Annotated in this window: 26 protein-coding genes; 12 read left to right on the forward strand and 14 right to left on the reverse strand. The window is 57.0% G+C overall.

All coding sequences use genetic code 11. The annotated features are described in order from the left end of the window. Positions 1-68 precede the first annotated feature (68 nt). The 5 genes from scpB to EF096_RS10830 form a co-directional block, all read right to left on the reverse strand. The gene (gene scpB, locus EF096_RS10810; protein ID WP_372237892.1) at positions 69-890 is read right to left on the reverse strand and encodes an SMC-Scp complex subunit ScpB; all 822 of its coding nucleotides are present in this window, start codon (positions 888-890) and stop codon (positions 69-71) included. After that, positions 865-1,581: a segregation and condensation protein A gene (locus EF096_RS10815; protein WP_372237894.1), complete on the reverse strand. Its 717-nt coding sequence runs from the start codon at positions 1,579-1,581 to the stop codon at positions 865-867. Before EF096_RS10815 ends, scpB begins: the two co-directional genes overlap by 26 nt. A gap of 174 nt (positions 1,582-1,755) precedes the next feature. Beyond that, positions 1,756-2,973: a tryptophan--tRNA ligase gene (locus tag EF096_RS10820; RefSeq protein ID WP_123889648.1), complete on the reverse strand. Its 1,218-nt coding sequence runs from the start codon at positions 2,971-2,973 to the stop codon at positions 1,756-1,758. 77 nt (positions 2,974-3,050) lie between these two features. Further along, the gene (locus EF096_RS10825; RefSeq protein ID WP_123889649.1) at positions 3,051-3,698 is read right to left on the reverse strand and encodes an L-threonylcarbamoyladenylate synthase; all 648 of its coding nucleotides are present in this window, start codon (positions 3,696-3,698) and stop codon (positions 3,051-3,053) included. A gap of 54 nt (positions 3,699-3,752) precedes the next feature. Beyond that, on the reverse strand, positions 3,753-4,607 hold the full coding sequence (locus EF096_RS10830) for a PHP domain-containing protein (protein ID WP_123889650.1): 855 nt from the start codon (positions 4,605-4,607) through the stop codon (positions 3,753-3,755). A 167-nt stretch (positions 4,608-4,774) separates the two neighbouring features. On the opposite strand from EF096_RS10830, the gene EF096_RS10835 reads away from it, so the two are divergent. From EF096_RS10835 to EF096_RS10855, 5 genes are all read left to right on the forward strand, one after another. Further along, positions 4,775-5,077, forward strand: coding sequence for a YciI family protein (locus EF096_RS10835; protein ID WP_123889651.1), 303 nt, complete (start codon positions 4,775-4,777; stop codon positions 5,075-5,077). A 16-nt stretch (positions 5,078-5,093) separates the two neighbouring features. Then, positions 5,094-5,510, forward strand: a complete 417-nt coding sequence (locus EF096_RS10840; protein ID WP_123889652.1) for a hypothetical protein — start codon at positions 5,094-5,096, stop codon at positions 5,508-5,510. Beyond that, the gene (locus EF096_RS10845; protein ID WP_123889653.1) at positions 5,498-6,184 is read left to right on the forward strand and encodes a response regulator transcription factor; all 687 of its coding nucleotides are present in this window, start codon (positions 5,498-5,500) and stop codon (positions 6,182-6,184) included. The genes EF096_RS10840 and EF096_RS10845 overlap by 13 nt, the downstream gene beginning before the upstream one ends. A 124-nt stretch (positions 6,185-6,308) precedes the next feature. Beyond that, positions 6,309-6,644: a Spy/CpxP family protein refolding chaperone gene (locus tag EF096_RS10850; protein ID WP_123889654.1), complete on the forward strand. Its 336-nt coding sequence runs from the start codon at positions 6,309-6,311 to the stop codon at positions 6,642-6,644. A 23-nt stretch (positions 6,645-6,667) separates the two neighbouring features. Continuing rightward, positions 6,668-7,996 (forward strand): HAMP domain-containing sensor histidine kinase, encoded by a 1,329-nt coding sequence (locus tag EF096_RS10855; protein WP_123889655.1) that lies wholly within the window; start codon positions 6,668-6,670, stop codon positions 7,994-7,996. Here the strand turns inward: EF096_RS10855 and EF096_RS10860 are convergent. After that, positions 7,993-8,565: a nitroreductase family protein gene (locus tag EF096_RS10860; RefSeq protein WP_123889656.1), complete on the reverse strand. Its 573-nt coding sequence runs from the start codon at positions 8,563-8,565 to the stop codon at positions 7,993-7,995. The genes EF096_RS10855 and EF096_RS10860 overlap by 4 nt on opposite strands. Then, positions 8,556-9,605: an AraC family transcriptional regulator gene (locus tag EF096_RS10865; protein WP_123889657.1), complete on the reverse strand. Its 1,050-nt coding sequence runs from the start codon at positions 9,603-9,605 to the stop codon at positions 8,556-8,558. The genes EF096_RS10860 and EF096_RS10865 overlap by 10 nt, the downstream gene beginning before the upstream one ends. Positions 9,606-9,833: 228 nt before the next feature. Here EF096_RS10865 and EF096_RS10870 point away from each other — a divergent pair, with 228 nt between their 5' ends. The 3 genes from EF096_RS10870 to EF096_RS10880 all read left to right on the forward strand — a co-directional run bounded on the left by EF096_RS10870 (position 9,834) and on the right by EF096_RS10880 (position 12,468). After that, on the forward strand, positions 9,834-10,163 hold the full coding sequence (locus EF096_RS10870; RefSeq protein WP_123889658.1) for an Mpo1-like protein: 330 nt from the start codon (positions 9,834-9,836) through the stop codon (positions 10,161-10,163). Positions 10,164-10,268: 105 nt separating this feature from the next. Then, positions 10,269-10,844: an HD domain-containing protein gene (locus EF096_RS10875; RefSeq protein ID WP_123889659.1), complete on the forward strand. Its 576-nt coding sequence runs from the start codon at positions 10,269-10,271 to the stop codon at positions 10,842-10,844. 244 nt (positions 10,845-11,088) lie between these two features. After that, positions 11,089-12,468, forward strand: a complete 1,380-nt coding sequence (locus EF096_RS10880) for an adenylate/guanylate cyclase domain-containing protein (protein WP_123889660.1) — start codon at positions 11,089-11,091, stop codon at positions 12,466-12,468. A gap of 37 nt (positions 12,469-12,505) precedes the next feature. Here EF096_RS10880 and EF096_RS10885 read toward each other — a convergent pair whose 3' ends face one another. Further along, positions 12,506-13,327, reverse strand: coding sequence for a UDP-2,3-diacylglucosamine diphosphatase (locus EF096_RS10885; protein WP_123889661.1), 822 nt, complete (start codon positions 13,325-13,327; stop codon positions 12,506-12,508). A gap of 174 nt (positions 13,328-13,501) precedes the next feature. Here EF096_RS10885 and EF096_RS10890 point away from each other — a divergent pair, with 174 nt between their 5' ends. Then, positions 13,502-15,679, forward strand: coding sequence for a patatin-like phospholipase family protein (locus EF096_RS10890; protein ID WP_123889662.1), 2,178 nt, complete (start codon positions 13,502-13,504; stop codon positions 15,677-15,679). Positions 15,680-15,703: 24 nt separating this feature from the next. Here EF096_RS10890 and recQ read toward each other — a convergent pair whose 3' ends face one another. Next, a complete protein-coding gene (gene recQ / locus EF096_RS10895; protein WP_123889663.1) occupies positions 15,704-17,842 on the reverse strand; it encodes a DNA helicase RecQ in 2,139 nt (712 codons plus the stop codon). A 110-nt stretch (positions 17,843-17,952) separates the two neighbouring features. Between recQ and EF096_RS10900 the strand changes: the two genes are divergently transcribed. Beyond that, positions 17,953-18,543 carry a YecA/YgfB family protein gene (locus tag EF096_RS10900; RefSeq protein WP_123889664.1) on the forward strand — a complete coding sequence of 197 codons (591 nt, stop codon included), beginning with the start codon at positions 17,953-17,955 and terminating at the stop codon, positions 18,541-18,543. A 44-nt stretch (positions 18,544-18,587) separates the two neighbouring features. Here the strand turns inward: EF096_RS10900 and EF096_RS10905 are convergent, their stop codons facing one another. From EF096_RS10905 to EF096_RS10915, 3 genes are all read right to left on the reverse strand, one after another. Continuing rightward, positions 18,588-19,232 carry a DsbA family protein gene (locus tag EF096_RS10905; RefSeq protein ID WP_123889665.1) on the reverse strand — a complete coding sequence of 215 codons (645 nt, stop codon included), beginning with the start codon at positions 19,230-19,232 and terminating at the stop codon, positions 18,588-18,590. A 33-nt stretch (positions 19,233-19,265) separates the two neighbouring features. After that, entirely contained in the window at positions 19,266-20,213 is a 948-nt protein-coding gene (gene trhO, locus EF096_RS10910; RefSeq protein WP_123889666.1) for an oxygen-dependent tRNA uridine(34) hydroxylase TrhO, read from the reverse strand. 192 nt (positions 20,214-20,405) lie between these two features. Beyond that, complete coding sequence (locus EF096_RS10915; RefSeq protein ID WP_123889667.1) at positions 20,406-20,720, reverse strand: BolA family protein; 315 nt, start codon at positions 20,718-20,720, stop codon at positions 20,406-20,408. A gap of 181 nt (positions 20,721-20,901) precedes the next feature. On the opposite strand from EF096_RS10915, the gene fumC reads away from it, so the two are divergent. Continuing rightward, complete coding sequence (gene fumC, locus EF096_RS10920) at positions 20,902-22,302, forward strand: class II fumarate hydratase (RefSeq protein WP_123889668.1); 1,401 nt, start codon at positions 20,902-20,904, stop codon at positions 22,300-22,302. On the opposite strand, the gene EF096_RS10925 is transcribed toward fumC, so the two are convergent. Both EF096_RS10925 and EF096_RS10930 read right to left on the reverse strand, forming a co-directional pair. Further along, complete coding sequence (locus EF096_RS10925; RefSeq protein ID WP_123889669.1) at positions 22,303-23,280, reverse strand: DMT family transporter; 978 nt, start codon at positions 23,278-23,280, stop codon at positions 22,303-22,305. 114 nt (positions 23,281-23,394) lie between these two features. Beyond that, positions 23,395-24,333 carry an HPP family protein gene (locus EF096_RS10930; protein ID WP_439270543.1) on the reverse strand — a complete coding sequence of 313 codons (939 nt, stop codon included), beginning with the start codon at positions 24,331-24,333 and terminating at the stop codon, positions 23,395-23,397. 122 nt (positions 24,334-24,455) lie between these two features. Here EF096_RS10930 and EF096_RS10935 point away from each other — a divergent pair, with 122 nt between their 5' ends. Further along, positions 24,456-24,791: a 4a-hydroxytetrahydrobiopterin dehydratase gene (locus EF096_RS10935; RefSeq protein ID WP_123889671.1), complete on the forward strand. Its 336-nt coding sequence runs from the start codon at positions 24,456-24,458 to the stop codon at positions 24,789-24,791. The last annotated feature ends 368 nt before the right edge of the window (positions 24,792-25,159 follow it).

Genomic DNA, 25,159 nt, shown 5'->3' on the forward strand with positions numbered 1-25,159 from the left:
GGGCACCTCCCGGTGTAGGAATTAATCAAGGTTGCGAAGAATAGCACCAGTGCGCCGCGCCAGCCAGCTCACTCGTCCGAAGTATCCGCATCATCTGCCGGCGCGCCACTGGCGGAGCGTATCGGCATGTCCGAGACCGGCATGTCCGCAACCGGCATGTCCGAGACCGGCATGTCATCAAAGTCACTCTTTAGATTCGCTTCCATCGAGTTCAGCTCGTCAAGCAGGTGGTGAAAGCCACTTTCGCTCTGCCCCGGCTCCAATGGCTTCAAGGGTTCAACCGGCATCCAGGGCGTATCCACATCGGCGGCAGCATCAACGCCTTCATCCTGCAAGGGCAGTCCCGCGGCCAGTTCATCCAGATCACGCACAGCGGCCAGGGGCGGCAGTTCATTCAGGCTGCGCAAGTTGAAGTAGTCGAGAAACTGACGCGTGGTAGCGTACATGGCTGGACGGCCCGGCACGTCGCGGTGCCCCACGATGCGCACCCACTCGCGCTCAAGCAGGGTTTTCACAATCTGACTGCTAACCGCCACGCCGCGAATATCTTCAATCTCGCCCCGCGTAATCGGCTGTCGATAGGCAACCAGGGCAAGCGTTTCCAGCAAGGCACGGGAGTAGCGCTGTGGCCGCTCTTCCCAGAGGCGACTTACCCAGGGGGTGTACGCCTCGCGCACCTGCAACCGCCAGCCACTGGCCACCTCACGTAATTCAATCGCACGTGAGCTGTAGTGCTTGGTCAATTTGCCCAGTGCTTTGCGCAGGTCCTCGTTGCCGGGCTGCAGGCCCTCATCGAATAACTCGCGCATTTTATCCAGCGATAAGGGGCGACCAGCAGCCAATAATGCAGCTTCAAGAATATGCTCAATCGGTGGCTGACTCATCTTCACCTCTCGCCTTGATATGAATAGGTGCATAAGCCTCGCTCTGCACCAGGTCAACCAGCTGTTCCTTTACCAGCTCAAGCACCGCCATAAAGGTAACCACCACACCCAGTTTGCCTTCACTGCTATTGAACAGGCTGACAAAGGGCACAAAGTTGCCCCCCTTGAGCTTATCCAGCACCTGCGCCATCCGCTCGCGGGTAGACAGTGCCTCACGGCTGATCTGGTGACTCTCAAACATATCCGCACGGCGCAAAACCTCCGACAGCGCCAGCAGCATCTCCTGCATATCCACGTCGGGGTGTGGACGACGCGAGGAGTACTCAGGCACTTCGGCTTGGGCCAGCTGAAAATCGCGACCCAAGCGGGAAAGGCTATCGATATCTTCTGCGGCTTTCTTGAAACGCTCATATTCCTGCAGGCGACGAATCAGCTCTGCACGCGGGTCGTGCTCTTCGTCATCTTCGCGTTCGGGTCGCGGCAACAGCAAACGCGACTTGATCTCGGCCAGCATGGCAGCCATGACCAGGTATTCAGCAGCTAGCTCCAGGCGTACTTCCTGCATCAGCTCGACATAACCCATGTACTGACGGGTTATTTCCGCGACCGGAATATCCAGAATATCAATGTTCTGTTTGCGAATCAGATAGAGCAAGAGGTCGAGCGGCCCTTCGAAGGCTTCGAGAAATACTTCCAGCGCCTCGGGCGGGATATAGAGGTCCTGCGGCATCTCCGTGTAGGCCTGCCCGTAAACCAGGGCGAACGGAAGTTCCTGCTGGCCGCCACCGCCCAGCGCAAGAGGCTTGGCGGGGCGGATGGCGGAATCAGCAGAGGAGCTGACAGCTGCATCCTGCGGCTGATCAGCCATGCATCACTGCCGGTAGTGCAGGCCCATGGCCTGGCGCACTTCGATAAGAGTATCGCGCGCCGCTTCTCGCGCCCGCTCGGTACCTTCATTGAGAATCAAACGAACCGCATCGGGGTTGTCTTCATAGTCACGCGCACGCTGCTGCATTGGCGCCAATTCACTACTGATGGCGTCAATCACTGGCTTTTTGCAATCGATACAGCCAATACCGGCACTACGGCAGCCTTCCTGGACCCAATCATGGGTAGCCTGATCGGTGTATACCTGGTGCAGCTGATATACCGGGCACTTGGCTGGGTCACCCGGATCGGTGCGGCGCACTCGAGCGGGGTCAGTCGGCATGCGGCGGACTTTTTCCGACACCTCATCCGTTGTGTCACGCAGCGTTATGGTATTGCCATACGACTTGGACATTTTCTGGCCATCCAGGCCAGGCATCTTGGAGTCAGGCGTCAGCAGCGCCTGTGGCTCAGGCAGGATCACCTTGCCGCCGCCCTCAAGGAAGCCGAACAGACGCTCTTTATCGCCCAGGGTGATGTTCTGCTGCTCTTTCAGCAGTGCGCGGGCCGTTTCCAGCGCATCAGCATCGCCCTGTTCCTGATAAGCCTTGCGCAGATTGTTATACAACTTGGCCGCTTTCTTACCCATTTTGTGCACGGCGGCTTCGGCCTTTTCTTCAAAGCCGACTTCCTTGCCGTACAAATGGTTGAAGCGACGAGCCACTTCGCGTGTTATCTCGACGTGCGCGACCTGATCGGCACCCACTGGTACCTGGCCTGCGCGATAAATCAGAATGTCTGCGCTCTGCAGCAAGGGGTACCCAAGGAAGCCATAGGTCGCCAGGTCCTTATCCTTGAGTTTTTCCTGCTGATCTTTGTAGGTTGGCACGCGCTCCAGCCAGCTGACCGGCGTCATCATCGACAGCAACAGGTGCAATTCGGCATGCTCGGGCACTTGCGACTGAATAAAGAGCGTGGATGAGTTACCGCTGACACCTGCCGCCAGCCAGTCAATCAGCATGTCCCATACGCTTTGCTCGATGCCCTGAGGATTCTCGTAATGGGTAGTCAGTGCGTGCCAGTCGGCGGCAAAGAAAAAGCACTCAAACTCGTGCTGCAACTTGACCCAATTTTTTAGCACGCCGTGATAGTGGCCCAGATGCAAACGCCCGGTAGGGCGCATGCCTGACAAAACACGGCGCTGCGAATCAACAGAACTCAAGGGTAACTCCTGAAAGTATTGTGGCTATGATTAGGGGGCGATTATACCGATATTGCCGGCTACGTCAGCGTTCCTGCTCAGTCTTCATGCTGAACACTGCGACTGATACCAAAAGGTTCCGGGTCACCGAGGCCTTCGCGCATCAATTCTACCTCGCCATTGAGCAAGCTAAGCACAGTGGTAGGCTCCACAGTGCAGGCACCGCCATCAATGATCAAGTCCAGCTGCTTGCCCAACAAGTCGCGGATCCGCTCCGGGTCCGTGAGCGGTAGATTGTCATCGGGCAGCATCAAGGTGACGCTCATCATTGGCTCACCGAGCGCCGCCAGCAGGTCCAGCGTGATCTGATGATCCGGAATACGCAGACCGATAGTGCGGCGCTTGGGGTGCAGCAGCAAGCGTGGTACTTCGGTCGTGGCGTTGAGGATAAAGGTGTAAGGCCCAGGGGTAGTCGCCTTGAGCAACCGAAAGATGGTGTTATCCACCTTGGCATACACTCCTAACTCGGACAGATCGCGACACACCAGGGTGAAGTTGTGCTTGTCATCCAGCTGGCGCAAGCGGCGAATGCGCTCCAGCCCCTCTTTATTACCCAAACGGCACCCCAGCGCATAGGCCGAGTCCGTGGGGTAAGCGACTACCCCGCCCTGCAGAATAATATCTGCAGCCTGGCGAATAAGCCGCGCCTGGGGGTTGGCTGGATGAACGTGAAAAAACTGACTCATAATCTAAGGGTACTCTGCGTTGGGTTACGAGGTTTAGCTTGCCACTACTCAAGTTTAGCTCGCAAACAGCCTATCATCCCAGACGGGCTCACAATCTGGCGGCAAAGCGGTCATTTTGCCAAGCCCGGTCCAGGGTGAATCCGGCGTATGAAAATCACTGCCGCAACTGGCGAGAAAACCAAACTCAACACACAGCTTGCCCAAATAGGCAACCTGCTCGACCGGCTGCTTGCCGTTAGCCACTTCAATACCTCGACCGCCGGCGGCGGCAAACTCGCGCAACAAGGCGCGTAATTTGCTGCGCGTGAGACCGTAGAGCCAAGGATGCGCGACTACCGCTATCCCGCCGGCGCTGCGAATTTGCTGTACTACTTCAGGTAGGGTCGGCCAGTGCTGCTTGATATCCCCCAGCTTGCCTGATCCCAGCCATTTACGAAAAGCCTCGCCGCGATCACTGACATGTCCGGCGGTCACCATCCAGTCGGCGAAATGCGGCCGACCCGGTGGCTGATCTGCCTGCCCACCCGCGGCCAACTGCGCCGCTACAGCACCCTCGTAGGCGCCCGGCATACGCTTGGCAGCCAAGCGTTTGTCAATCTGCTCAGCACGCCGCCAGCGACCATCACGCACCTCAGCCAGGGACTGCATCATCACTGGATGGAGCGGGTCGAAAGCGTACCCGAGAATATGCAGCGTGTGGCCATACCATTGCGCCGACATTTCTACGCCACTGACCCAGCGCATACCCAGCTCACCAGCCGTCTTGGCAGCGCTTTCCAGACCATCGACGCAGTCGTGATCAGTCAGTGCTATAAGCTCCACGCCCGCTTCACTGGCACGACGCATCAATTCGGCAGGGTCCAGAGCACCATCGGAGGCGGTGCTATGCATATGCAAATCAGCTAACAAATGACTCTCCTTCGGGTCCAGCGCTTGACGGGACAGCGCGCTTTTCGCCTATTATGCGGCCTAAGCTGGTTCAATACCTAAGCAACATGAACGATATCAGGTGCCCAACCGCGCTCGACGCAAGCAAGCCGGCACCCTACACACAACCACCGTTTCAAGGAAGTGCAATGTTCTACGCCATCATGGCTACCGATAAAGTAGACAGCCTGAGCGCCCGCTTGGCCGCCCGTCCCGATCATCTCGCGCGCCTGCAGACACTGCAGAACGAAGGCCGCCTGCTGCTCGCCGGCCCACACCCGGCGGTTGATGCAGCCGACCCTGGCAGTGCTGGCTTCAGCGGCAGCCTGGTGGTAGCGGAATTCGCCTCACTTGAGCAAGCGCAAGCCTGGGCTGATGCTGATCCGTATGTCGCGGCTGGTGTTTATCAACAGGTCACGGTAAAACCTTTCAAGCGTGTCTTTCCAGCTTAATCCAAGGATATTGCTCATGTTCAAACGTTTCTCTGCTCCGGCCTTGCTGCTCAGTACGGTTATGTTTGCAGCTGCTGCGCCCGCTCAGGAAGCAGAACTGGCTACAGAGACCACGGTAACCAATGAGTCTGCCAATCAAGAGCAGGATCTGGGTACCTTGCAGGCAGAACTGGCCAAAGTAGAGTCCGAACGCCAACGGCTTGCGGATCAATTGGCCAATAACTCACCAGGCGAGTCTTTCCAGCAACTGCAGCAAGAGAACCAGGAGCTGCGCAACAATAATCAAGCCGCGCGCCTGAGTGCACAGACCGCTCTGGTTCAGCAGCGCCAGCGCTGGTTTCTGGTCGGCGGCCTTACCGTTGCGGCCAGCCTGTTTCTCGGTTTCATGCTGGCAAAAATCGGGCGGCGCAAACGCAACGAATGGCTGAACTGACGCCACACCCAGTACTGATCATCGACGATGACCAGGAACTCTGTGAGCTGCTGAAAGACTGGCTGGCGGTCGAAGGCTTTGAGCTGAGCGCTGCCCACGACGGCCCCAGTGGCCTAGAGGCGGCGAATCAGGGTAATTTTGCTGCCATCATTCTGGACGTGATGCTACCGGGCATGAATGGTCTCGATATTCTTCGGCAGCTGCGCCAAAGCTGCAAAACGCCAGTACTCATGCTGAGCGCCCGCGGCGAGCCGGTCGACCGGATTTTGGGGCTCGAGCTGGGGGCAGACGACTATCTGGCCAAGCCCTGCGATCCGCGCGAACTGGTCGCCCGCCTGCGAGCACTACTGCGTCGCAGCCAACCCGGCAGCAATAACCAACTACAAGCGGGCAATCTCAAGCTCGACTACGACAGCCTGCTCGCCTGGCTAGGCGACCAGCCACTGCAATTGACCCAAAGCGAGGCACTGATCCTGCGCACCCTGATGGAAAAACCCGGGCAGTTGGTCGACCGCCAGACGCTATCACTCAGCGCCTTGGGGAAAAATCTGGGTAGCTATGATCGCAGCCTGGACATGCATATCAGCAACCTGCGCCGCAAACTCGGCGCGCACCCAGAGGGTCATCCACGCATCCAGTCCATTCGTAGCCGCGGCTACCTGTTCAGCGCCTGACCCTGTCTGGTAAAGCCATCTTTACCAAATCTTTACCAAGTCCCGGCTATAGCTGACATACCGATCTTTACACTCTGTAGCCAATGACCGGGATAACCCGGCCAGGTCGACTCGGAGAAATACCATGAAAAAACGCCTTCTTACCGCCACGCTTATCGTTGCCACATTGATGTCTGGCGCAGCACTGGCAGGCGCTGACAACAATGATCGGCATGAACGTGGCATGCAGCGCATGACTGAAGCATTATCACTGACAAGCGAACAACAAGAGCAAATCCGCCAGATTCGAGCAGAAGAAGGCACCAAGATGCGAGCGCTGCGCGAAGAAGCCAAATCACGGATGGATGCTGTGCTGACGGCAGAGCAACGAGACAAAGCAGAAGCAATGCATGCGGAACGTCGCGAGCGCATGGCAGAACGTCGTGAGCACCGCGACGACCGCCCATGCGCTAAGCCATAACCGACCACCAGCGGAGTTCATGAATGCGCCTGTTCTGGAAAGTCTTTGCCGTACTCTGGCTCGCCACATTGCTGGTCGGTGGCTCAGGCTTTCTGGTCAGTCGCGCACTGCAGCAGGACTGGCTGCTGCTGCAATTAAACCCACCTCTGCGTGACTTTGCCGCGCAACTGACCAGCCGCTATGAACAACAAGGCGCCGCTGCAGCACAAGCCTGGCTTGAGCTACAGCGGCGACAACATCAAATAAGTGCGCGCCTGTTCGATAGCAATGGGCAAAGCCTGCTACCCGGCACGCTGCGACGCGGCCCACGTCTTGCCCCAAACGATGAAGCACGCCCACGGCCCTCGATGCCGCAGCCGCCGCGATCGCGCGGCAGAATGCTGCAACTTAGCTGGCAGACAGAGCACAATGACTACCTGCTGGCAGTCCATATCGCCGAACCGGGCCTCTGGAACAGCGAGCGAGCCCCCATTCGGTTGCTACTCAATATTGCTATGGGCATGGGCCTACTGGCGCTACTCAGTCTGTTGCTTAGCCGCTACCTGACAGCTCCGCTGCGCGAACTTGGCTTGGCAGCCCAGTCGTTGGGTCGTGGCCAATTCCAAGCCAAAACCCTCGACCGCGTCAACCAACGTAAAGATGAGATTGGCGATTTATCGCGGCAATTCGGACATATGGCAGGACAAGTACAGACGTTATTGGAAAGCCAACAGCAGTTAATGCGCGACATCTCCCATGAACTGCGCTCTCCGCTTGCTCGACTGCGCGTTGGTCTGGCGCTGGGTAGCCAGCGCCAGATAAATGCTGACGCCGCGCTATGGCAGCGCCTGGATCTAGAATGCGACCGCCTGGACCGTCTGATCGACGCGATACTCAGCCTAAGTCGACTCGATAGCCCGACAGAACCGGCCCAATCATTCGCGCTGGATCCGCTGCTTGCGCAGGTGGTTGAAGATGCCCAGTTCGCCAGCCCTGACCTACAGATTACTCTTGAAGGTAAAAGTGATCTGCGCCTGAGCGGCTGGCCCGATCAGTTGGCCAGCGCCTTCGATAATCTGCTACGCAATGCCCAGCGCTTTAGCCCGCAGGACGGCAGTATCCGCATCCAGGCAAAAAAACAGGGGGCACATTGGCAAATCAGCGTGGAAGATCAAGGGCCAGGCGTACCGGAGCCTTGGCTGAACAGGCTCACTGAAGCTTTTGTGCGCCTTCCGGGGCAGCCGCCTGACACCGGCTATGGGCTCGGGCTGACCATTGCCGCTCGCGCCATTGCACGCCACCAGGGCAGGCTGGCCTTTACCAGTGTCGAGGGCAGCGGACTCAAAGCGGTGGTTGAGTTACCACAGCACTAGGTGCTGTGGGGCCAACGCTGGAAGAAGTCATCACTATTGAGCTGCGGCACCTGCTTGCGCTCACCAGCCGGGTGACCAACGTACAAAAAAGCAATGATCTGCTCATTTTCGGCCAGCCCCAAGCCCTGCTTCACCAGTGGGTGATAAGCCAGCGCGCCGGTGCGCCAAACGGCGCCGAGTCCCATCGCATGCGCCGCAATCAGCATATTACTGACAGCCGCGCCACAGGCGAGATCCTGTTCGATAGCGGGCACCTTAGGATGCTCCTGATGGCAGCTAATGGCGACGATCAGCAGCGGCGCCCGCAGCGGTAACCCCTGTGTGCGAGCCAAGGTGTCGGCCGACAGATCCGGGGTATCCGCCAGCGCCGCCTTACCAAACAGCTCACCCAGCGCCTCCAGCCCCTCATCCTGCATGACCAGAAAGCGCCAAGGCCGCAGATAGGCATGGTCCGGCGCACGCAATGCCGCGTCGAACATTGCCTGTTGCTGCTCGGGATCAGGAGCGGGCCCTATCAGGCGGGGTACTGAAACACGCTGATGCAGTGCCCTAAGAGCATCTACTGACATTCATCCTCCGATTGACTCTGCCGCTCGTTCAGTAACACCTGTTCGCGATACTGACCTGGTGGTAACCCAAACCAACGTTTGAACGCGCGAAAAAAATTGCTTGGATCAGCAAAACCCAGCAGACAAGCAATTTCAAACAGTGTGAGTTTGGGTTGACCGAGATACTGCAGCGCCAGTTCCCGCCGGGTTTTTTCCAGCAGCTGTTGAAAGCTGATTCCTTCTTCCTGCAGCCGTCGCTGCAAGGTTCGGGTACTCATCTTCATCGCCGTCGCCACCGCCTGACGCTTTGGTTCACCCTGCGGCAGCAAACGGCAGAGAACCTGCCGCGCCTGATGGGTTATCGGGTCCGTTTCAAAACGCGCCAGATAATCACCCGCAAAGCGATCATGCAACTGCGCCAGCATAGGGTTGGCTGAGGCTAGCGGCGCCTCCATCAAGTCACGCGCCAGCTCCAGACTATGCGCGCTGGCGCCAAATTCAAGCGGGCAATCAAACAGCTCTGTGTAGGGCTTCAGGTTAGCGGGCTCAGGCATATCGAAGGTCGCCCGTAACGGGCGAATGTGCTGCGCCGTCATCCAACGGCAAAAAGCCAAGGCATAAGCCATGGCCGCGTCCCGACTCTGCGCGCATGCCGGTACACGATCGCCGTGGATGCCAAAGCTGATGCGATAAAAACCGGGTTCGACCGAAAGTACGAGATCCGCCGACTCTCCCAGAATGCGCTGATAACGAACGACACGGCCAAAGCCTTCCAGCAAGGTACTACTCGACATCATGGCATAGCCAACCACGCTGAAATGGCCAGGGCGCATGGTCTGCGCCATATTCAAGCCAATCGCCGGATTACCTGAGATTTCCACTGCACGCCGCCATAACCGCGTCATACTGTCTTGCGGAATACGCCCATCGGGATCGCTGAGCACTGCCGCCTCTATGCCTAAATCAGCAAACAGGTCAGCCGCGTTCAAGCCACTGTTCTCCAGCGCTTGAACAATAGCCCTGGCCCAGCCAGCAGATGTCGTGCGTTCAGCGTGCCCCATGATTTCTCGCAACAAGGATGATCAATTTGACGGTGAAACCGATGTTAATTGGCGCCAGATCATAGAACAAAGTTACCACCAAGATAAATTGCCAAACGCAGATAGCGTTCTGGCGCACAAGGCCATGGCTATAGCGACAGCCTACACTATAGTGGCAATTCAACGCCTCACTATTGCAATCCTCAGGAACAACCTGCAGCGAATAAATCCAGCCGATCCGGAGTTACTATGTCCCAACATAAAAACCACAGCACGGAAGAGAGATTGAGCAGCTTCGCTGAGTTCTACCCTTACTATCTGAGCGAACATCAGAATGACATCTGCCGCCGCCTGCATTATGCCGGTAGCGCTCTGGTACTACTTATTCTGGCCTGCGTAGTGGTATCTCAGGTTTGGTGGCTGCTGCTGGCCATCCCGGTTGCGGGCTACGGCTTTGCGTGGGTCGGTCACTTCTTTTTTGCACACAACAGGCCCGCCACCTTTACCTATCCACTCTATAGCTTGCTTGGCGACTGGGTCATGTTACGTGATGCACTGACAGGACGAATTCGCTTTTAACCTTGCATACACTTCGAATGTCAGCAGCGCGACAGTCAGTCCCGCCTTGTGGAACTATGATGCCAACAAAGCCTGATCCAAAACCACAATAAGAGGAGCTCAACCATGGGTGAGCAACGTGCAACCTTTAGCGCGATGCAGGAAGGTACCGCCGAAGACTGGGGCATCATTTCAGATCATTACCGCCCTTTCGCCAAGCAGTTGCCTGACCGCATCATTGCCCATCTCATGCTGCTCGACGGCGACTTTGGCGGCTTCCCGATTGACCGTCTGCAGCATTCATTACAAACGGCCACACGCGCACACCGCGATGGCCGTGACGAGGAATACGTCGTCTGCGCGCTATTACACGACATCGGCGACACCCTCGGCAGCTACAACCACCCCGATATCGCTGCGGCCATCCTGAAGCCCTTTGTCAGCGAAGAAAACCTGTGGATGGTCGAGAAACACGGTATTTTTCAGGGCTATTATTTCTTTCACCACCTGGGCATGGATCGTCACCTGCGCGACCAGTTCAAGGATCACCCGTTGTATCAATACACGGCCGAATTCTGCGCCAAATATGACGCAACCGCGTTTGACGCCGACTACGAAAGTGAGCCGCTGGCGTTTTTCGAGCCGATGCTACGCAATGTATTCGCCAAGCCAAAACGCTCAATTTACAAATCCATGGACTGACTCCGGCAACGGATCAACCCCATGGTGTAAAACGCACCAAAGTAGCGCGCCAGACAGGAAAGTACGGCATTTAACTGGCTGGCGCCGCGCCTGACGAATGGTCAATAGACCCCAGATCGCACGATTGCGGGGCAACCTTGGTGTTCCCCCCGGATACCCAGTCATATTATGATCAGCCAGCGAGATGGTTCGACTGGCATTTCCCAGCCCGGATATCTCACCAGGCCCTGGAAACCGACTGATCATGACTGCAAAAAGCCGTATAACTCCTGTTAGACCGCCACTGGAAGGCTACTACTCCAGGGTCATAGCCTATTTGTCCGTCGCGGTGACCTTTGCTGCCGTGCTGGTCGAGAACGGCCATACCAATACTGTTCTAGCTGCGATCCTCTATGCTCTTGCCTACCCGCAGTTGGCCCAATATCTACCCAAATGGCTGATGCACAATAACCAGGTACCACGGCGCCTGATTCTGCTCGCGCTGGACGCACTGCATACCGGTATGTTCGTGGCACTAGTGGGCTTTAACTTTGTGCCCAGCCTGATGTTCACACTACTACTTGGCTTCTCTTGCCTGATCGCTGGCGGTACGACCTATCTCATTGCCAGTTGGCTGCTCACCATTGCTGGCATGCTGCTTTGCGCAGCCGCGTTCACTCCCGAGCTTAACGTGCACAGCTCCGTGCTCGTCTCGGTAACCAGTATTCTCAGCACCAGCCTCTGTATCCTGACGACTGCGGCCTTCGTCCATCGCCAAGGCAGAAATCTGGAAGCGGCTCAGGCGGTAATCAGTGCCGAGCAGGAGAAAACCGCCAAGCTGGCCGCCAACCTGTCCAAGTATCTGTCGCCGCAAGTGTGGGCGTCGATTTTCTCCGGTAAACGCACGGTCAAACTGGAGACGCGCCGAAAAAAACTAACCGTCTTTTTCTCTGACATTCGTGGCTTTACCGAACTGGCAGAAGAGCTGGAAGCTGAAGCATTGACCGACCTGCTGAACAGCTACCTGACGGAGATGTCACGCATTGCGTTGCAGCATGGTGGCACCATCGACAAGTTTATTGGCGACTGCGTCATGGTGTTTTTTGGTGACCCGAAGAGCAGTGGCGTCAAGCAAGATGCAGAGGCCGCCGTCTCCATGGCCATTGCCATGCGCAAGCACATGAAGGTCTTGCGTCAACAGTGGCGTAGCAGCGGTATCACCAAGCCGCTGGAAATTCGCATGGGCTTGAGCACGGGTTATTGCACCGTCGGTAACTTTGGCGCCGCCACGCGCATGGATTACACCATCATCGGACGCGAGGTGAACCTGGCAAGCAGGCTCGAAAGCGCCGCCGACGCTGGTGAAATCCTGATTTCGCACGAAACCTATTCGCTGATCAAAGACATCATCATGTGCCGTGACAAAGGTCAGATCAGCGTCAAGGGCTTTTCGCGACCAGTACAGATCTATCAGGTCGTTGGTCTGCGGCGCGAGCTGGGTATTGCGCCGACCTTTGTTGAGCACGAGATGGCGGGCTTCTCCATGTATCTTGATACCAACAATATTCGCAACTACGACAAGGATCAGATCGTAACGGCCCTGGAGCAGGCGGCGCGCAAGCTTAAGGACAAAGTCATTGTCTAACCTGCCCGAAGGCAGTTCACCTGCCCCAGGGCACCGCTCAGGCCGCCGCTCTCGCCTTCAACGCATCGGCTTCATCCGCGCGCTCCAGTAGCACGGCATCGTCCCAGCGATACAGCTCAATGCGACCATCTTCGTGCTCTATCAACGCCGTGCAGGACTCCACCCAATCACCACAGTTGTGGTACTCGATGCCTTTCACATGGCGAATTTCGGCATGGTGAATGTGCCCGCAGACCACGCCGTCATAGCCTCTTTTGACGCACTCGTGGGCTATCCCATCCTCAAAGTCGCTGATGAAGTTGACGGCTTTCTTTACCCGCTGCTTAAGGTAGGCAGACAGCGACCAGTAGCCATAACCAAACCGGCTGCGCCAATGGTTATACCAGCGGTTGAGGACCAGACTGAACTCGTAGGCATGATCACCCAGGAAGGCTAACCAGCGATGGCAGCGGGTTATGACGTCAAACTGATCACCGTGTATGACCAGCAGCTGACGCCCATCGGCCGTCGTATGAATCGCCTCGTCGACCAGCTCGATATTGCCCAGCTGCAGGCTCGAATAGCGGCGCAAGAACTCGTCGTGGTTACCGGTAACGTAGGTCACCCGCGTACCGCGCTTGCTCATCGTGAGAACGCGCCGCATCACATTGGTGTGCGACTGGGGCCAGTAAATACCTTTGCGCAAGCGCCAACCGTCGATGATGTCGCCGACCAGATAAAGATGTTCGCAATCATAGGACTTGAGAAAGGTTGCGAGCTTTTCAGCCTGACACCCGCGCGTACCCAGGTGCAGATCCGAAATCCACAAGGTTTTCACTTTCTGCTTCTTTTCTGTCGGCAACGACACGCCACTGTTCATACGCCCATCTCCTTTGGAAGATGCTGTCAGGCTACGCAGTGGGCGTGACTGGTTTGTGACACTAATACGTCTCTGCGATGACAGTCCCCAACTTGCTTTGAGCGCCGCACAAAGGCTGGCCTTCGTATACAATGGCCGCTTTTAATAACGCTATCTGTCGTCTGGAAGCCAAGCATGCTGAAACGGGCTCTACTGCTACTGTTGCTCACCCTCTCGAGTTGGGCTTGCGCCGAACCCTTGCGTACGGGCTTGGTTCTATCTGGCGGCGGGGCACGTGGGCTCGCGCACATCGGCGTTCTCAAGCAGCTTGAGGCGATGAATATCCCGATTGACGCGATCGCCGGCACCAGCATGGGTGCGGTCATCGGCGGTCTCTACGCTGCGGGCTACAGTGCTGAAGAGCTGGAGAAGATAGCGCTTGACCTGGATTGGCAGAACACCCTCGCCGACGCGCCATTGCGCGAAGACATACCCTTCCGACGTAAGCAGGATGATCGCGACTTTCTGGTCAAACAGCGTCTGAGTTTCGATCACGGCAAGCTCAGCTTTCCTCTCGGCCTGCTGCAAGGACAAAACCTGGGCTTGCAACTGGAAAGCCTGTTGGTGCATACCAACGAAATTGACGATTTCAACCGACTACCTATCCCTTTCCGTGCGGTAGCAACGGATATCGCCAGCGGCGAAGCCGTTATTTTTGATCATGGGCACCTGCCCCTGGCCATTCGCGCCAGCCTGGCACTACCCGGCTTTTTCTCACCGGTAGAAGTCGATGGCCGCCTACTGGTCGATGGCGTGTTATCCAAGAACCTGCCCATTGATGTCGCCCGTGCCATGGGCGTTGACCGCGTTATCGTGGTTGATATCGGCACCCCATTGAAGTCCACGCAAGAGCTGAAAAGCGTATTGGACATCATGGATCAAACCACCACCTTGCTGACCCGCGCCAACTCCGAGAAACAATTGGCCACCCTGGGACCGCAGGATCTGTTGCTACAGCCACAACTGGGTGATATGGGCTTTAACAGCTTTGAACGCAGTGCCGAGGCGATAGAGGCTGGTGCCGCCAGCCTGCGCACCTCTCATCAGGCGCTGTCTTTCATCAACCCGGGAGAACCGGTTAGCGGCGGCAATCTTGCCAGTGCTCGCCCCCAGCGCCAGGCAATCATTGATGCTATAGAAGTCGACAACAGCGGCAAGGTTGCTGACGAAGTGGTACTCGCCATGATCCGGCAAGAAGTCGGCGAGCCGCTTAATCTCGCTCGCTTGCAGACCGACATGGGCACCGTTTACGGTACCGACTACTTCAGTCGCGTCACCTACGAGGTAGTGCACGAGGATGGTCACAATACGTTGCTTATCCACACGGCCGGACGCCGCACAGGCACGGACTACTTGCGCCTGGGTCTGAATCTGGTCGATGACTTTGAAGGTGGCAGCCAATACAACATCGGTGCCAGCTTCCGCGTTAACGGCCTCAACCCGCTGGGCGCGGAGTGGCTGACACGCCTGCAAGTAGGCGCGCACCAGATCCTCTACTCCGAGTTCTACCAGCCACTGGACTATGGCTCGCGTTACTTTATCGCGCCCTTCGTCGACGGTGAGTCGCGCAACGTTGAAGTGCTTCAGGACGATATACCGGTGGTGGACTATCGCCAGCGCCGCTACGGTACCGGCATCAACCTGGGTCGGCAGATAGCCAATACCGGTGAGGTGCGCTTTGGCCTGTCACGTTACTGGGGGCAATCCAAAGTCCGCGTCGGTGACCCGGAATCCCCCAGTATTAACTTTGAAGAGGCCTTTTACGGTATCGAGTTCAATCGCGACACCCTGGATAACGTGAACTTCCCTCACTCCGGCGACGAAGCCAACATCAGCTGGCGGCAATCAGAACCCGACCTGGGCGCCGATGAACGCTATCAACAATTTGAGATCAAAGCCAACAAGGCGTTTGGCTTTGGTCTCAACAGTATGCAGCTGGGGGCCTTTATAGGTCGCACAGACAGTGACGTCAACGTGGCGCAAAGCAGCTTCATTCTGGGCGGCCCCGGCTTATTCTCAGGCTACCGGCAAGACGGACTAGCCGGGCAAAACTATCAACTAGGACGGATGGTGTACTACCGCCGGCTAAACCCCAGCTATTTCGATATTCTCAGCCTACCACTCTACGTCGGTACCAGTCTGGAATATGGCCGGGTCTACAACCGCGATGAAGAAGGCTTCGACACCGGTTACTTCGGTGCCGGCAGCCTGCTACTGGGAATGGATACACTGCTCGGACCACTATTTTTTGGTCTGGGCGCCAATGAAGAAGGCCAGGAAGCCTTTTACATGAAGCTCGGGCAAACCTTCTGATTTACTGGTTGCGCCCGAGCATTCTCAACCGCTGATCTCTGCCACCAGCGCGGCGCGTATGCAATGCAGCACCCCTTCGTCTATAGCTTCATCCAGTTCACGCGCCAGGGTACGCACGCCGGGCAAATCTTCACCGTCATGATTGAGAAAGGCATCCTGAATGCGCTCGAGCTGAGCCGGGCCGATATCAATAGCCTGCTCCAGCGTCAGATCACCCGTGGCAATCGCCTGTGCCAACTGGCTGTAAACCTGCCTCAATGGCTTGCCTACCTGCAGCGCGGCCTGCTCTGCACTCATACCCGAGAGTACCAGCGCGTTGATTTCATGGGCCTGAGCTTTGGCGTCCTGCTCAACCAGCTCGCTACCCGCCCCCGTTTGCTGCAACACCTGCAGGAAGTCCGCGCCATAACGCTCCAGCTTGTGCGAACCAATCCCGCTGACCAGCCCCATATCCTGCAACGTATCCGGACGTTGCCGTAGCATATCGACCAAGGTGCTGTCGGGAAAGATGACGTAAGGCGGTACGCCATGCGCATCGGCCAGCTGCTTGCGCTTGGCACGCAGCGCCTCCCACAGCTCGCGATCAGCGTCGGCAATGACTGCCTTGTTGCCGGGCTTGCCAAGCGGCGCACTAGTACGCGTCACATCCTTACGCAGTAACAGGGTCTCCTCGCCGCGTAACAAGGGGCGGCAACTATCGGCGAGCCGCAGACTACCAAAGCCGTCCAGATCGATTTCAACCAGCGCGCGGGCAATCAGCTGGCGGAACACCGAACGCCATTCTGTTTCAGCCAAGGACTTGCCAATACCGTACGTGGAAAGGTGTTGATGTCCGGAAGTGCGGATTTTTTCGTTATCGCGGCCCAGCAAGATATCGACCAGATGCCCAACCCCGTAGCGCTGGCCGCTGCGGTAGACAGTGGACAATGCCATGCGTGCCGGTTCGCTACCGTCCCAGGTAGCGACGGGCTCCTGACAGTTGTCACAATAACCGCAGGGTTTAGCCAGCTCTTCGCCAAAGTAGCCCAACAACGCCTGACGACGGCAACTGGTCATCTCACAGAGCGCCAGCATGGCGTCCAGCTTATGCCGTTCGATGCGCTTGTGACGCTCATCACCCTCGGAGTTGGCCATAATCTGATTGAGCATCAGTACATCCTGCAGCCCATAGGCCATCCAGGCATCGGCCGGCAGGCCATCGCGACCACCACGCCCGGTTTCCTGATAATAGGCTTCAATACTTTTCGGCAAGTCCAGGTGGGCAACAAAGCGCACGTTGGATTTATCGATACCCATACCAAAAGCAATAGTTGCCACCATGATCAGGCCTTCCTCATTGAGGAACCGCTTCTGGTGCGTAGCCCTCAGGTCTGGCGGCAAACCAGCATGATACGGGAGCGCCGGCCAGCCTTGATCACTCAACCAGGCGGCCGTATCTTCAACTTTCTTACGCGACAGGCAATAGACGATGCCCGCATTGCCGCGATGACCACGCAAAAACTGTTGCAACTGCTGACGCGGCTTATCCTTGGGGACAATACGGTAAAAAATATTGGGTCGGTCGAAGCCCGACATGAAGTGCGCGGCGTCTTCCAGCTTGAGACGCTGTACAATTTCGGCCTGGGTGCGCTCATCTGCTGTTGCGGTCAGCGCCATGCGCGGCACACCGGGAAACAGCTCGCTCAATTGCCCCAATTGCAGGTATTCCGGGCGGAAGTCATGCCCCCACTGCGACACACAGTGGGCTTCATCTATGGCAAACAACGCAATATTCAACGATTGTAAAAAGTTCAGGGTGCGCGCTTTGAGCAAGCGTTCCGGCGCCATATAAAGAAAATCAAGTTCGCCAGCGCGCATCTGGCGCGCAATCTCGCGCTGCTGATCATCGCTCAACGTAGAATTTAAGGCAGCTGCCCGCAGGCCCAGCTCGGTCAGGGTGGCGACCTGATCTTCCATCAAGGCAATAAGTGGCGAGACCACAATCGTCAAGCCATCACGCAGCAATGCTGGCAGCTGATAGCACAGAGACTTGCCGCCACCCGTCGGCATCAGCACCAAGGCATCGCCACCGGTGGCCACCTGATCGATGATATCAGCCTGTTGACCACGGAATTCGCCGTAGCCAAAAACGTCGCGAAGTTGTTGCAGGGCTTGCTCGCGCATGAAACTCCTATGCAATTCAGGACCAACTCTTTGGGTCGTCGAGTATAACGTCTTTGGCAATTGTCCGGGGGCATGCGTAAAATGCCGGAATAATCATAGAGAGGTGTCCCATGTCATTTAATGATCAACTCCAGCGACTACAGCAATTCCTGGACGCCGATGACCTGCACGATGAAGCGCTGGACTATATGGCCGCCTGCGGCTACCTGACAGCCCTGTCGGTTAGCCCCGAAGACGTGGCTGAAGACGAGTGGCTGGCTGAGCTGTTTGCCGAAACCCCAAACTATGCTGACGATCAGCAGAAGACCGATATCGTCAGTACCCTGCGCGAGCTGAAAATCCGCCTGGCGCGTGAACTGGCCAGCGATGAGGATATGGAGCTGCCCTGCGAACTGAGCCTCGGCGATGAGCCGGACTACTCTGACTTGCGCAGCTGGTGTATCGGTTTCATGGAAGGCGTGTTTTTGCGCGAGGAAGCCTGGTTCAACAATGACGAAGAACTGGTAAGCGAACTACTGCTGCCCGTGATGGTTGGCTCGGGGCTCTTTGCTGATCAGCCTGAGTTTATTGAGATTGAAGAAGACCAGGATATGGTCGAAGACATGATGGAGCACATTCCTGGCGTGCTGACTCAGCTTTTCCTGCTGTTCCATGCGCCGGAAGAAAAGCCCAAACCCGCACTGGTTTCGCCACGCAAGTAAGCGCTGAGATACTGACTGCGAGCACGCTATAGCAAGGCTCGCAGTCAGGCTGTAACCACACCCGCCTTTTGCCCTGCCTCGACCCAACGCGCCAATAAGCCTAAAACCTGATCCGCAGGCTGACAGCCGTTAGCCAAGAGTGCCAACTGCCCTTCTCGCTCGGCAAGTAAAATCGGCAAACCCGCCATCCCCAGATCAGCTACCCAGGCTACATCGGCCAGGGTCATCTCGCGGGTCTTCTGCTGATCAAACAATTCACCAAATTCAGCTGGCGGATAACCAACAGATTCGGCTAATGCCACCAGCACAGCAGCGTGCGTGACGTCCTCAACATCAATATAAAATGCCTGCTGAACTGCGCGCACAAAAGGCCAGACCTTAGCTTGGTCCAACTCTCGCGCTACGACCAGGGCCCGACAAGCGGGTTCGGTGTCATAAACGAAGGTGCCGGGAAGCGACTGTGGATCACCCACTGGCTGGCCTGAATCTTCAGCGACCGCCTGCCAATGCTCAGCCAGCACCGCGCGCGTATGCTCATCCAGTGGCGCGCCGTGGTTGGCCCGCAAGCCACCTGCGACCAGACGCAATGGCAACAGAGGGTAGGCCTCGGCAATGGCATCAATGACCGGAGCGAAGCCCCAGCACCATGAGCACATGGGGTCCATTACATAGATAAGGCGCTGGCTCATGAATTACCTCACAGGCGGCGATTGGCGTCGCGGTCAGTCTGCCTTGGCGTTAGGCGATGCCAGGTGTTGTGGTTGACCGATAGGATGCGGCTGATTACGCACTTTGGCCAGTGTAATCTGGCGCTGCCGCTCGATTGCCCGCTGCCGGGTCTTTTCGGGCAGGCTGTCGTAACAATGCGGACAACTGATACCTTCCTCGTAGAGCACCGATGCCATGTCTTCTGCCGAGACCGGATGGCGGCAGGCATGGCACTGATCAAAGGAGCCCGGTGCCAGGTCATGACGCACCGTCACGCGGTTATCGAAGACAAAACACTCGCCATCCCACATCGACTGTTCGGCAGGCACCTCTTCAAAGTACTTGAGAATCCCGCCCTTGAGATGGAAAACCTCATCAAAACCTTCTTCCAGCATATAGCTGGAGGCTTTTTCACAGCGAATACCGCCGGTACAGAACATCGCAACCTTTTTGTGTTTGGTCGGATCGTAGTGTGCCTTGACGTACTCGGGAAACTCGCGAAAGGTTTTGGTTTTAGGGTCGACGGCCCCCTGGAAGCTGCCGATGGACACTTCGTAATCGTTGCGGGTGTCGATCAAGAGTACTTCCGGGTCGCTGATCAAGGCGTTCCAATCCTGCGGCTCGACGTAGGTCCCCACGCGCTTGGTGGGTGAAATACCGTCCACGCCGAGAGTAACGATCTCTTTTTTCAGTTTGACCTTGGTGCGATAGAAGGGCATTTCGTCACAGAGCGACTCCTTGTAGTCCAGGTCGCTCAAACGCGAATCACTGCGCAGCCATGCAAGCACCGCATCCATACCGTCGCGCGGCCCGGCTACCGTGCCGTTGATCCCTTCGCGGGCGAGCAGCAGCGTGCCTTTCACACCATTGGCCATAAGGGTATCGAGCAGCGGTTGGCGCAAGGCCTGGTAATCTTCCAGCGAGACGAACTTGTAGAGCGCCACAACAACAATTGCAGACATGCTTACCTCTTTTATTCAGTTGACGCCCACGTAAAGGGCGCACCTTGGATAGTGCGTTCAGGCATCCAGACAGCTCGAACGCTATTTCGCGCCGCGGTATTCTAGCAAAGAGCCGCGACCGACAGAACCACTGACGACACGGGATACCTGAATAGACTCAAGCCGCCACAGCAGTCAGCGACCAGTCGCCAGCTACTGGTCCGCCTTACTTCCACCCAGGCAATTCGGTGAAGCTGGGGCCTGTTGGCGTGCCTGCCACTCATCGGATGTATAGGTGTGCAGCGCCAGCGCATGGATCTCCTGCATGAGCGGGCCGAGCGCGCGATAAACCGCCTGGTGGCGCTTGACCGCATTCAAGCCACTGAACTCTTCACTTACCAGCACGGCCTTGAAATGCGACTCCGAACCCGGCGGTACGCTGTGCATATAACTCTCATTGACCAGTTCGAGATGGCTTGGCGCCAGCGCCTGCAGCGCCCGTTCCAATGCCTGTTGGGTAGTGCCCATGATCACCTCCGGGGAAAAGCGGGCTGCCATTGTAGCCCAATGCAAATGTACGCGCAGCGAACCACCCGTGCGCGATAGAGTCCAAGCTGCATAGTCGACAAGCTGTATCACGTGCAGACTATCCTGCAAGGTAACCACACAACAGCCGATCTATTCATTCAAGCAATTCAGGGAAGCCGTTATGCCGACACGTACCGAAACCGACAGTATGGGCCCCATCGACGTTCCCGCCGAGCGTTACTGGGGCGCACAGACTCAGCGCTCCCTTGCGCATTTCGCTATCGGCGAAGAACGCATTCCGTTACCGGTAGTACACGCACTGGGTATCATCAAAAAAGCCGCCGCGCGGACCAATTGCCAACTCGGCGAGCTGGATGCAGAGCTGGCCAGCCTGATCGAACGCGCGGCAGACGAGGTCATCAGCGGCGCGCTGGATCAGCAGTTTCCGCTTTCCGTTTGGCAGACCGGTAGCGGCACACAGAGCAACATGAACGCCAACGAGGTGATAGCAAACCGCGCTAACGAAATGGCCGGCCAAGCGCTGGGCAGCAAGCACCCGGTTCATCCGAACGATCAGGTCAACCAGTCGCAAAGCTCAAATGACACCTTTCCGAGCGCCATGCACATTGCCGCTGCACGGCAAGCGCACGAGCATTTGCTGCCTGCGGCAGCTGCACTGCGCGAGGCCTTGCAGGCCCAGGCTGACCGGCACGCACAGCTGATCAAAATCGGCCGCACTCACTTGATGGACGCCACACCAGTCACCTTTGGTCAGGAACTATCGGCTTTCGTCGCCCAGCTCGACATGGGCATACACGCGGTCAAGCAAGCCATGCCTGCGGTACTGGCGTTGGCCCAGGGCGGCACTGCAGTAGGTACCGGGCTTAATACTCCGCCACGCTTCGCCAATGAATTCGCCCGTGAAGTAGCCGTGCTGACCGGATTGCCGTTCACCAGCGCTGACAACAAATTCGCCGCCCTGGCCGGGCATGAACCCCTGGTGCAACTGCATGGCGCCTGCAAACAGCTGGCGGTAACCCTGATGAAACTGGCCAATGATCTGCGCCTGCTCGGCAGTGGGCCTCGTGCTGGTTTTGCCGAAGTGCGCTTGCCCGCCAACGAGCCTGGCAGCTCAATCATGCCGGGTAAGGTCAACCCGACCCAGTGCGAGGCGCTATCAATGGTCGCGTGTCAGGTAATTGGCAACGACACCACCCTGAGCATCGCCGCCAGCAACGGCCAACTGCAATTGAACGTATTCAAGCCGGTCATCATTCACAACCTGCTGCAATCAATCCGACTACTGAGCGATGCCTGTAACAGTTTTCGTGAGCACTGCGTTGAAGGCCTGCAGCCGAATGCTGAACGCATGCGAGAGCATCTGGATAACAGCCTGATGCTGGTTACCGCCTTGAACCCCGTTATCGGTTACGACAAGGCTGCCGATATCGCCAAGAAGGCTTATAGCGAGGGCACTACGCTCAAGCAGGCCGCCTTGGCATTGAACTATCTGAGTGAAGACGAGTTCGATGCCGCGGTCAGGCCCGAATTGATGCTCGGTGACCACGCGCCCCAAGCGTGATCAGGGCGCCGGCGGTGGCGTAATGCTCAACCGCCGAAGCCGCCGGTTGCGCAGATTCTGAATCAGGCTGGGTGCCAACGCGATCAACGCAGAGCCTCCCACCACCATCAGCGCGCCCAGATAAGCCAGCGAGTTAAGCAACTCAGGCTCGATCACACTCGGCCATAGCATCGAACCCAGCGCGACCAGGGAAAAAGTGAACAATGGTGTGGTAGCGACGGTCGCGCTGACCCGCGAGGCTTCCCAGTGCGCCAAAGCTTCGGCAAAGGCGCCATAAGCAACCAGCGTATTGAGGCAGCAGCCCAGCAACAGCCAACGTTGCAGCGTGGATAACTGCAGTACCTCCAGCGGCGAAGCCAGCGGCCACAAGAGCACCGAGCACGCCAGGTAGATCACCATCATCACGGTGACCGACGACCAGATGGTCAGCAACTGTTTCTGTGCCAAACCATACAAAGCCCAGCTGAACGCCGAGGCAATGGCGATCAGAATTCCCGTGGTATAGCTCGTCATCTGCGTCAGCAGTTCCAGCAAACGCTGATTGAAGAACAGCCCAAAACCCGGAATCAGCACCAGCAGACCTATAAGCTGGCCAATACCAAAACGCTCACGGAACACCAGCATACTGCCGAACATCAGCATGATCGGCGCCACCTGAATGATCAACTGCATGGTACCGGGCGTCAGCCGTTGCAGTGCCATCACGTAGAGCACGTAATTGCAGGCCAAACCGCCGATCGCGACGATAAGCAAACCGCGATTGCGTGACGACAGCGCCCTGATTGAAGGCAGACGTCGTTTTGCCGCCAACCAGCAGAACAACACCAGACCGGCGCTAAGAAACCGATACCAGGTCACGGTATAGGGGTCCATGACCTGCAGCACTTCCTTTAGCAAGATGGGTAGTACGCCCCAGAGCATGGTCGTGGTCAACGTCAATAAAAAACCGTACAGCCAGCGACCGGATGACACATGCATGGGGGATAACTCGAATAAAAGTGAGAATAAAACACTATTTTAAAACGCGACCGGCAAAGCGAATAGAGACAGCTGCCCCTCTGTTGCAGGGCAAACTGTTATGGTTCTGCAGCATCAGGATACTTCGACACGGTGCCAGGCCGTGCCGTTCTTGTCAGCCTCAACTCTATAGCGAGCCCAGCGCACGAACTCACTGGCGCGGCAGATGCCGTTACCACCTTCACCCCGGCCCTTGACGATGCGGTAGCGCACTCGCCCCGCCCGGCCCGGCCTGCGGACCACCTGGAGCACCTCACGGACCGACCAGTTGCTGCCGGGTAATCCGTTGCTATAGAAATGGCCTTCCGTCAGCTCATCTGCAGTCACGCCCTTGCTTTGTGCGTTAGCGTTAGCCAGCTCAACCAAGCGCAAGAGGTCATCGAATTGAATGTCCATGAAGGAGTTCATTTGCTTGAGCGCGTGCTCGAAGTCTTCCGGTGCGATGCCCGGTGGACGCGTAACCTCATGCTTAACCAGCGCCAACGGATAGCGGCGACTCTCAAACAGGCTGTTGAAACACATGGCCGCACATACGATGATCACGCAATCAAGCAGGATCGGATACAGCACAAAGCCATAGCCAGCATCGGCCACCGTTGGACCGCCCAGCACGACTATCATGGCCGTGGCACCGCCAGGCGGATGCAAACAACGTGCATACATCATCACCAGCACACTGCCGCCTACCACCAACGCAGCCATCAAGGGCGTGCCCGGCAACCATTGCAGACAGGCAATAGCAAAGATAGCCGACAGCACGTGACCACCGATCACCGGCCAAGGCTGAGACAAGGCGCCGTGCGGGATGGCAAACACCAGAATCGCACTGGCCCCCATGGAACCGGTAACCCAAAGCGCACCCTCGGCACCAAAGCCAAGATGAGTAGTCCAATAGATCAGCAACAGGGACACCGTGGTGCCCAATGCCGATATCGCTTTCTCTCGGTGGCTAGTGCTGTCTGCACGCCATCCAATAAACCGAAGGCCCCGTCTTAGCCACCGCAAGCGAATCACATATGCCCCCAACTCAGAATGTCCAACGAACTGCTAGCTATCATACGCTTATGTAGCAGAGCACGTTATAAGCGCTGACCTGCTGCTATGCTGGTCAGCACTCGATTAAACAGGAGAACTCAATGTCTGATCTCAGCACCGAAGCACTCGATACCAGCCAAGCCAATGCAAAAAAATTGCTTAGCGAACAGATCGATAGCCTGCTTGCACAGCTGCCTGACTGGGTAGTTAAGCAGGTCGACTCGGTCGAGCGCATTGAAAAGGTCTATTCCTTCAAGGACTTCAGCGCCGCTCTCGCATTTACCAATCAGGTTGGCGCGCTCGCCGAGCAGGAAGACCATCACCCTGCCCTGCTAACCGAGTGGGGGCAGGTTACCGTTACCTGGTGGAGCCATGGGCTAGGCGGCGTGCATCGCAACGATCTAATCATGGCCGCGCGGACCGACCAATTAAGTTGATCCATTGGCAAGCTAGGCGCCTACACACGTAGGCGCTTCAGGCGTTAGATTACAAAATGATGGCAGTTTCATATTGCTTGGCGACATGCGCGCCGAGTCTAGTAGCCAATTAGTCTAATAGACGCGATTTAGATCACTAAACTCACCTTAGACACATGATATAAATAGCGTGTGGCGGGAGGCTTAACCCCTTTGGGTATGCATTAGTCTCGCGCCCTTGCGTAAAGCCGCCACCCGCGGCGAGCGCATCGCAAAGTGCTCACAAGGCGCTGACAGCACATAACAATAAAAGGCGTACGCCATGAGAACCCTGATAAAACCAAAATGGTCGACTGTTGCCCTGGTCTTTCTTGCTACCTGGCTGCTGC

The organism is Pseudomonas neustonica (assembly GCF_003797945.1).
Taxonomy (GTDB): domain Bacteria; phylum Pseudomonadota; class Gammaproteobacteria; order Pseudomonadales; family Pseudomonadaceae; genus Halopseudomonas; species Halopseudomonas neustonica.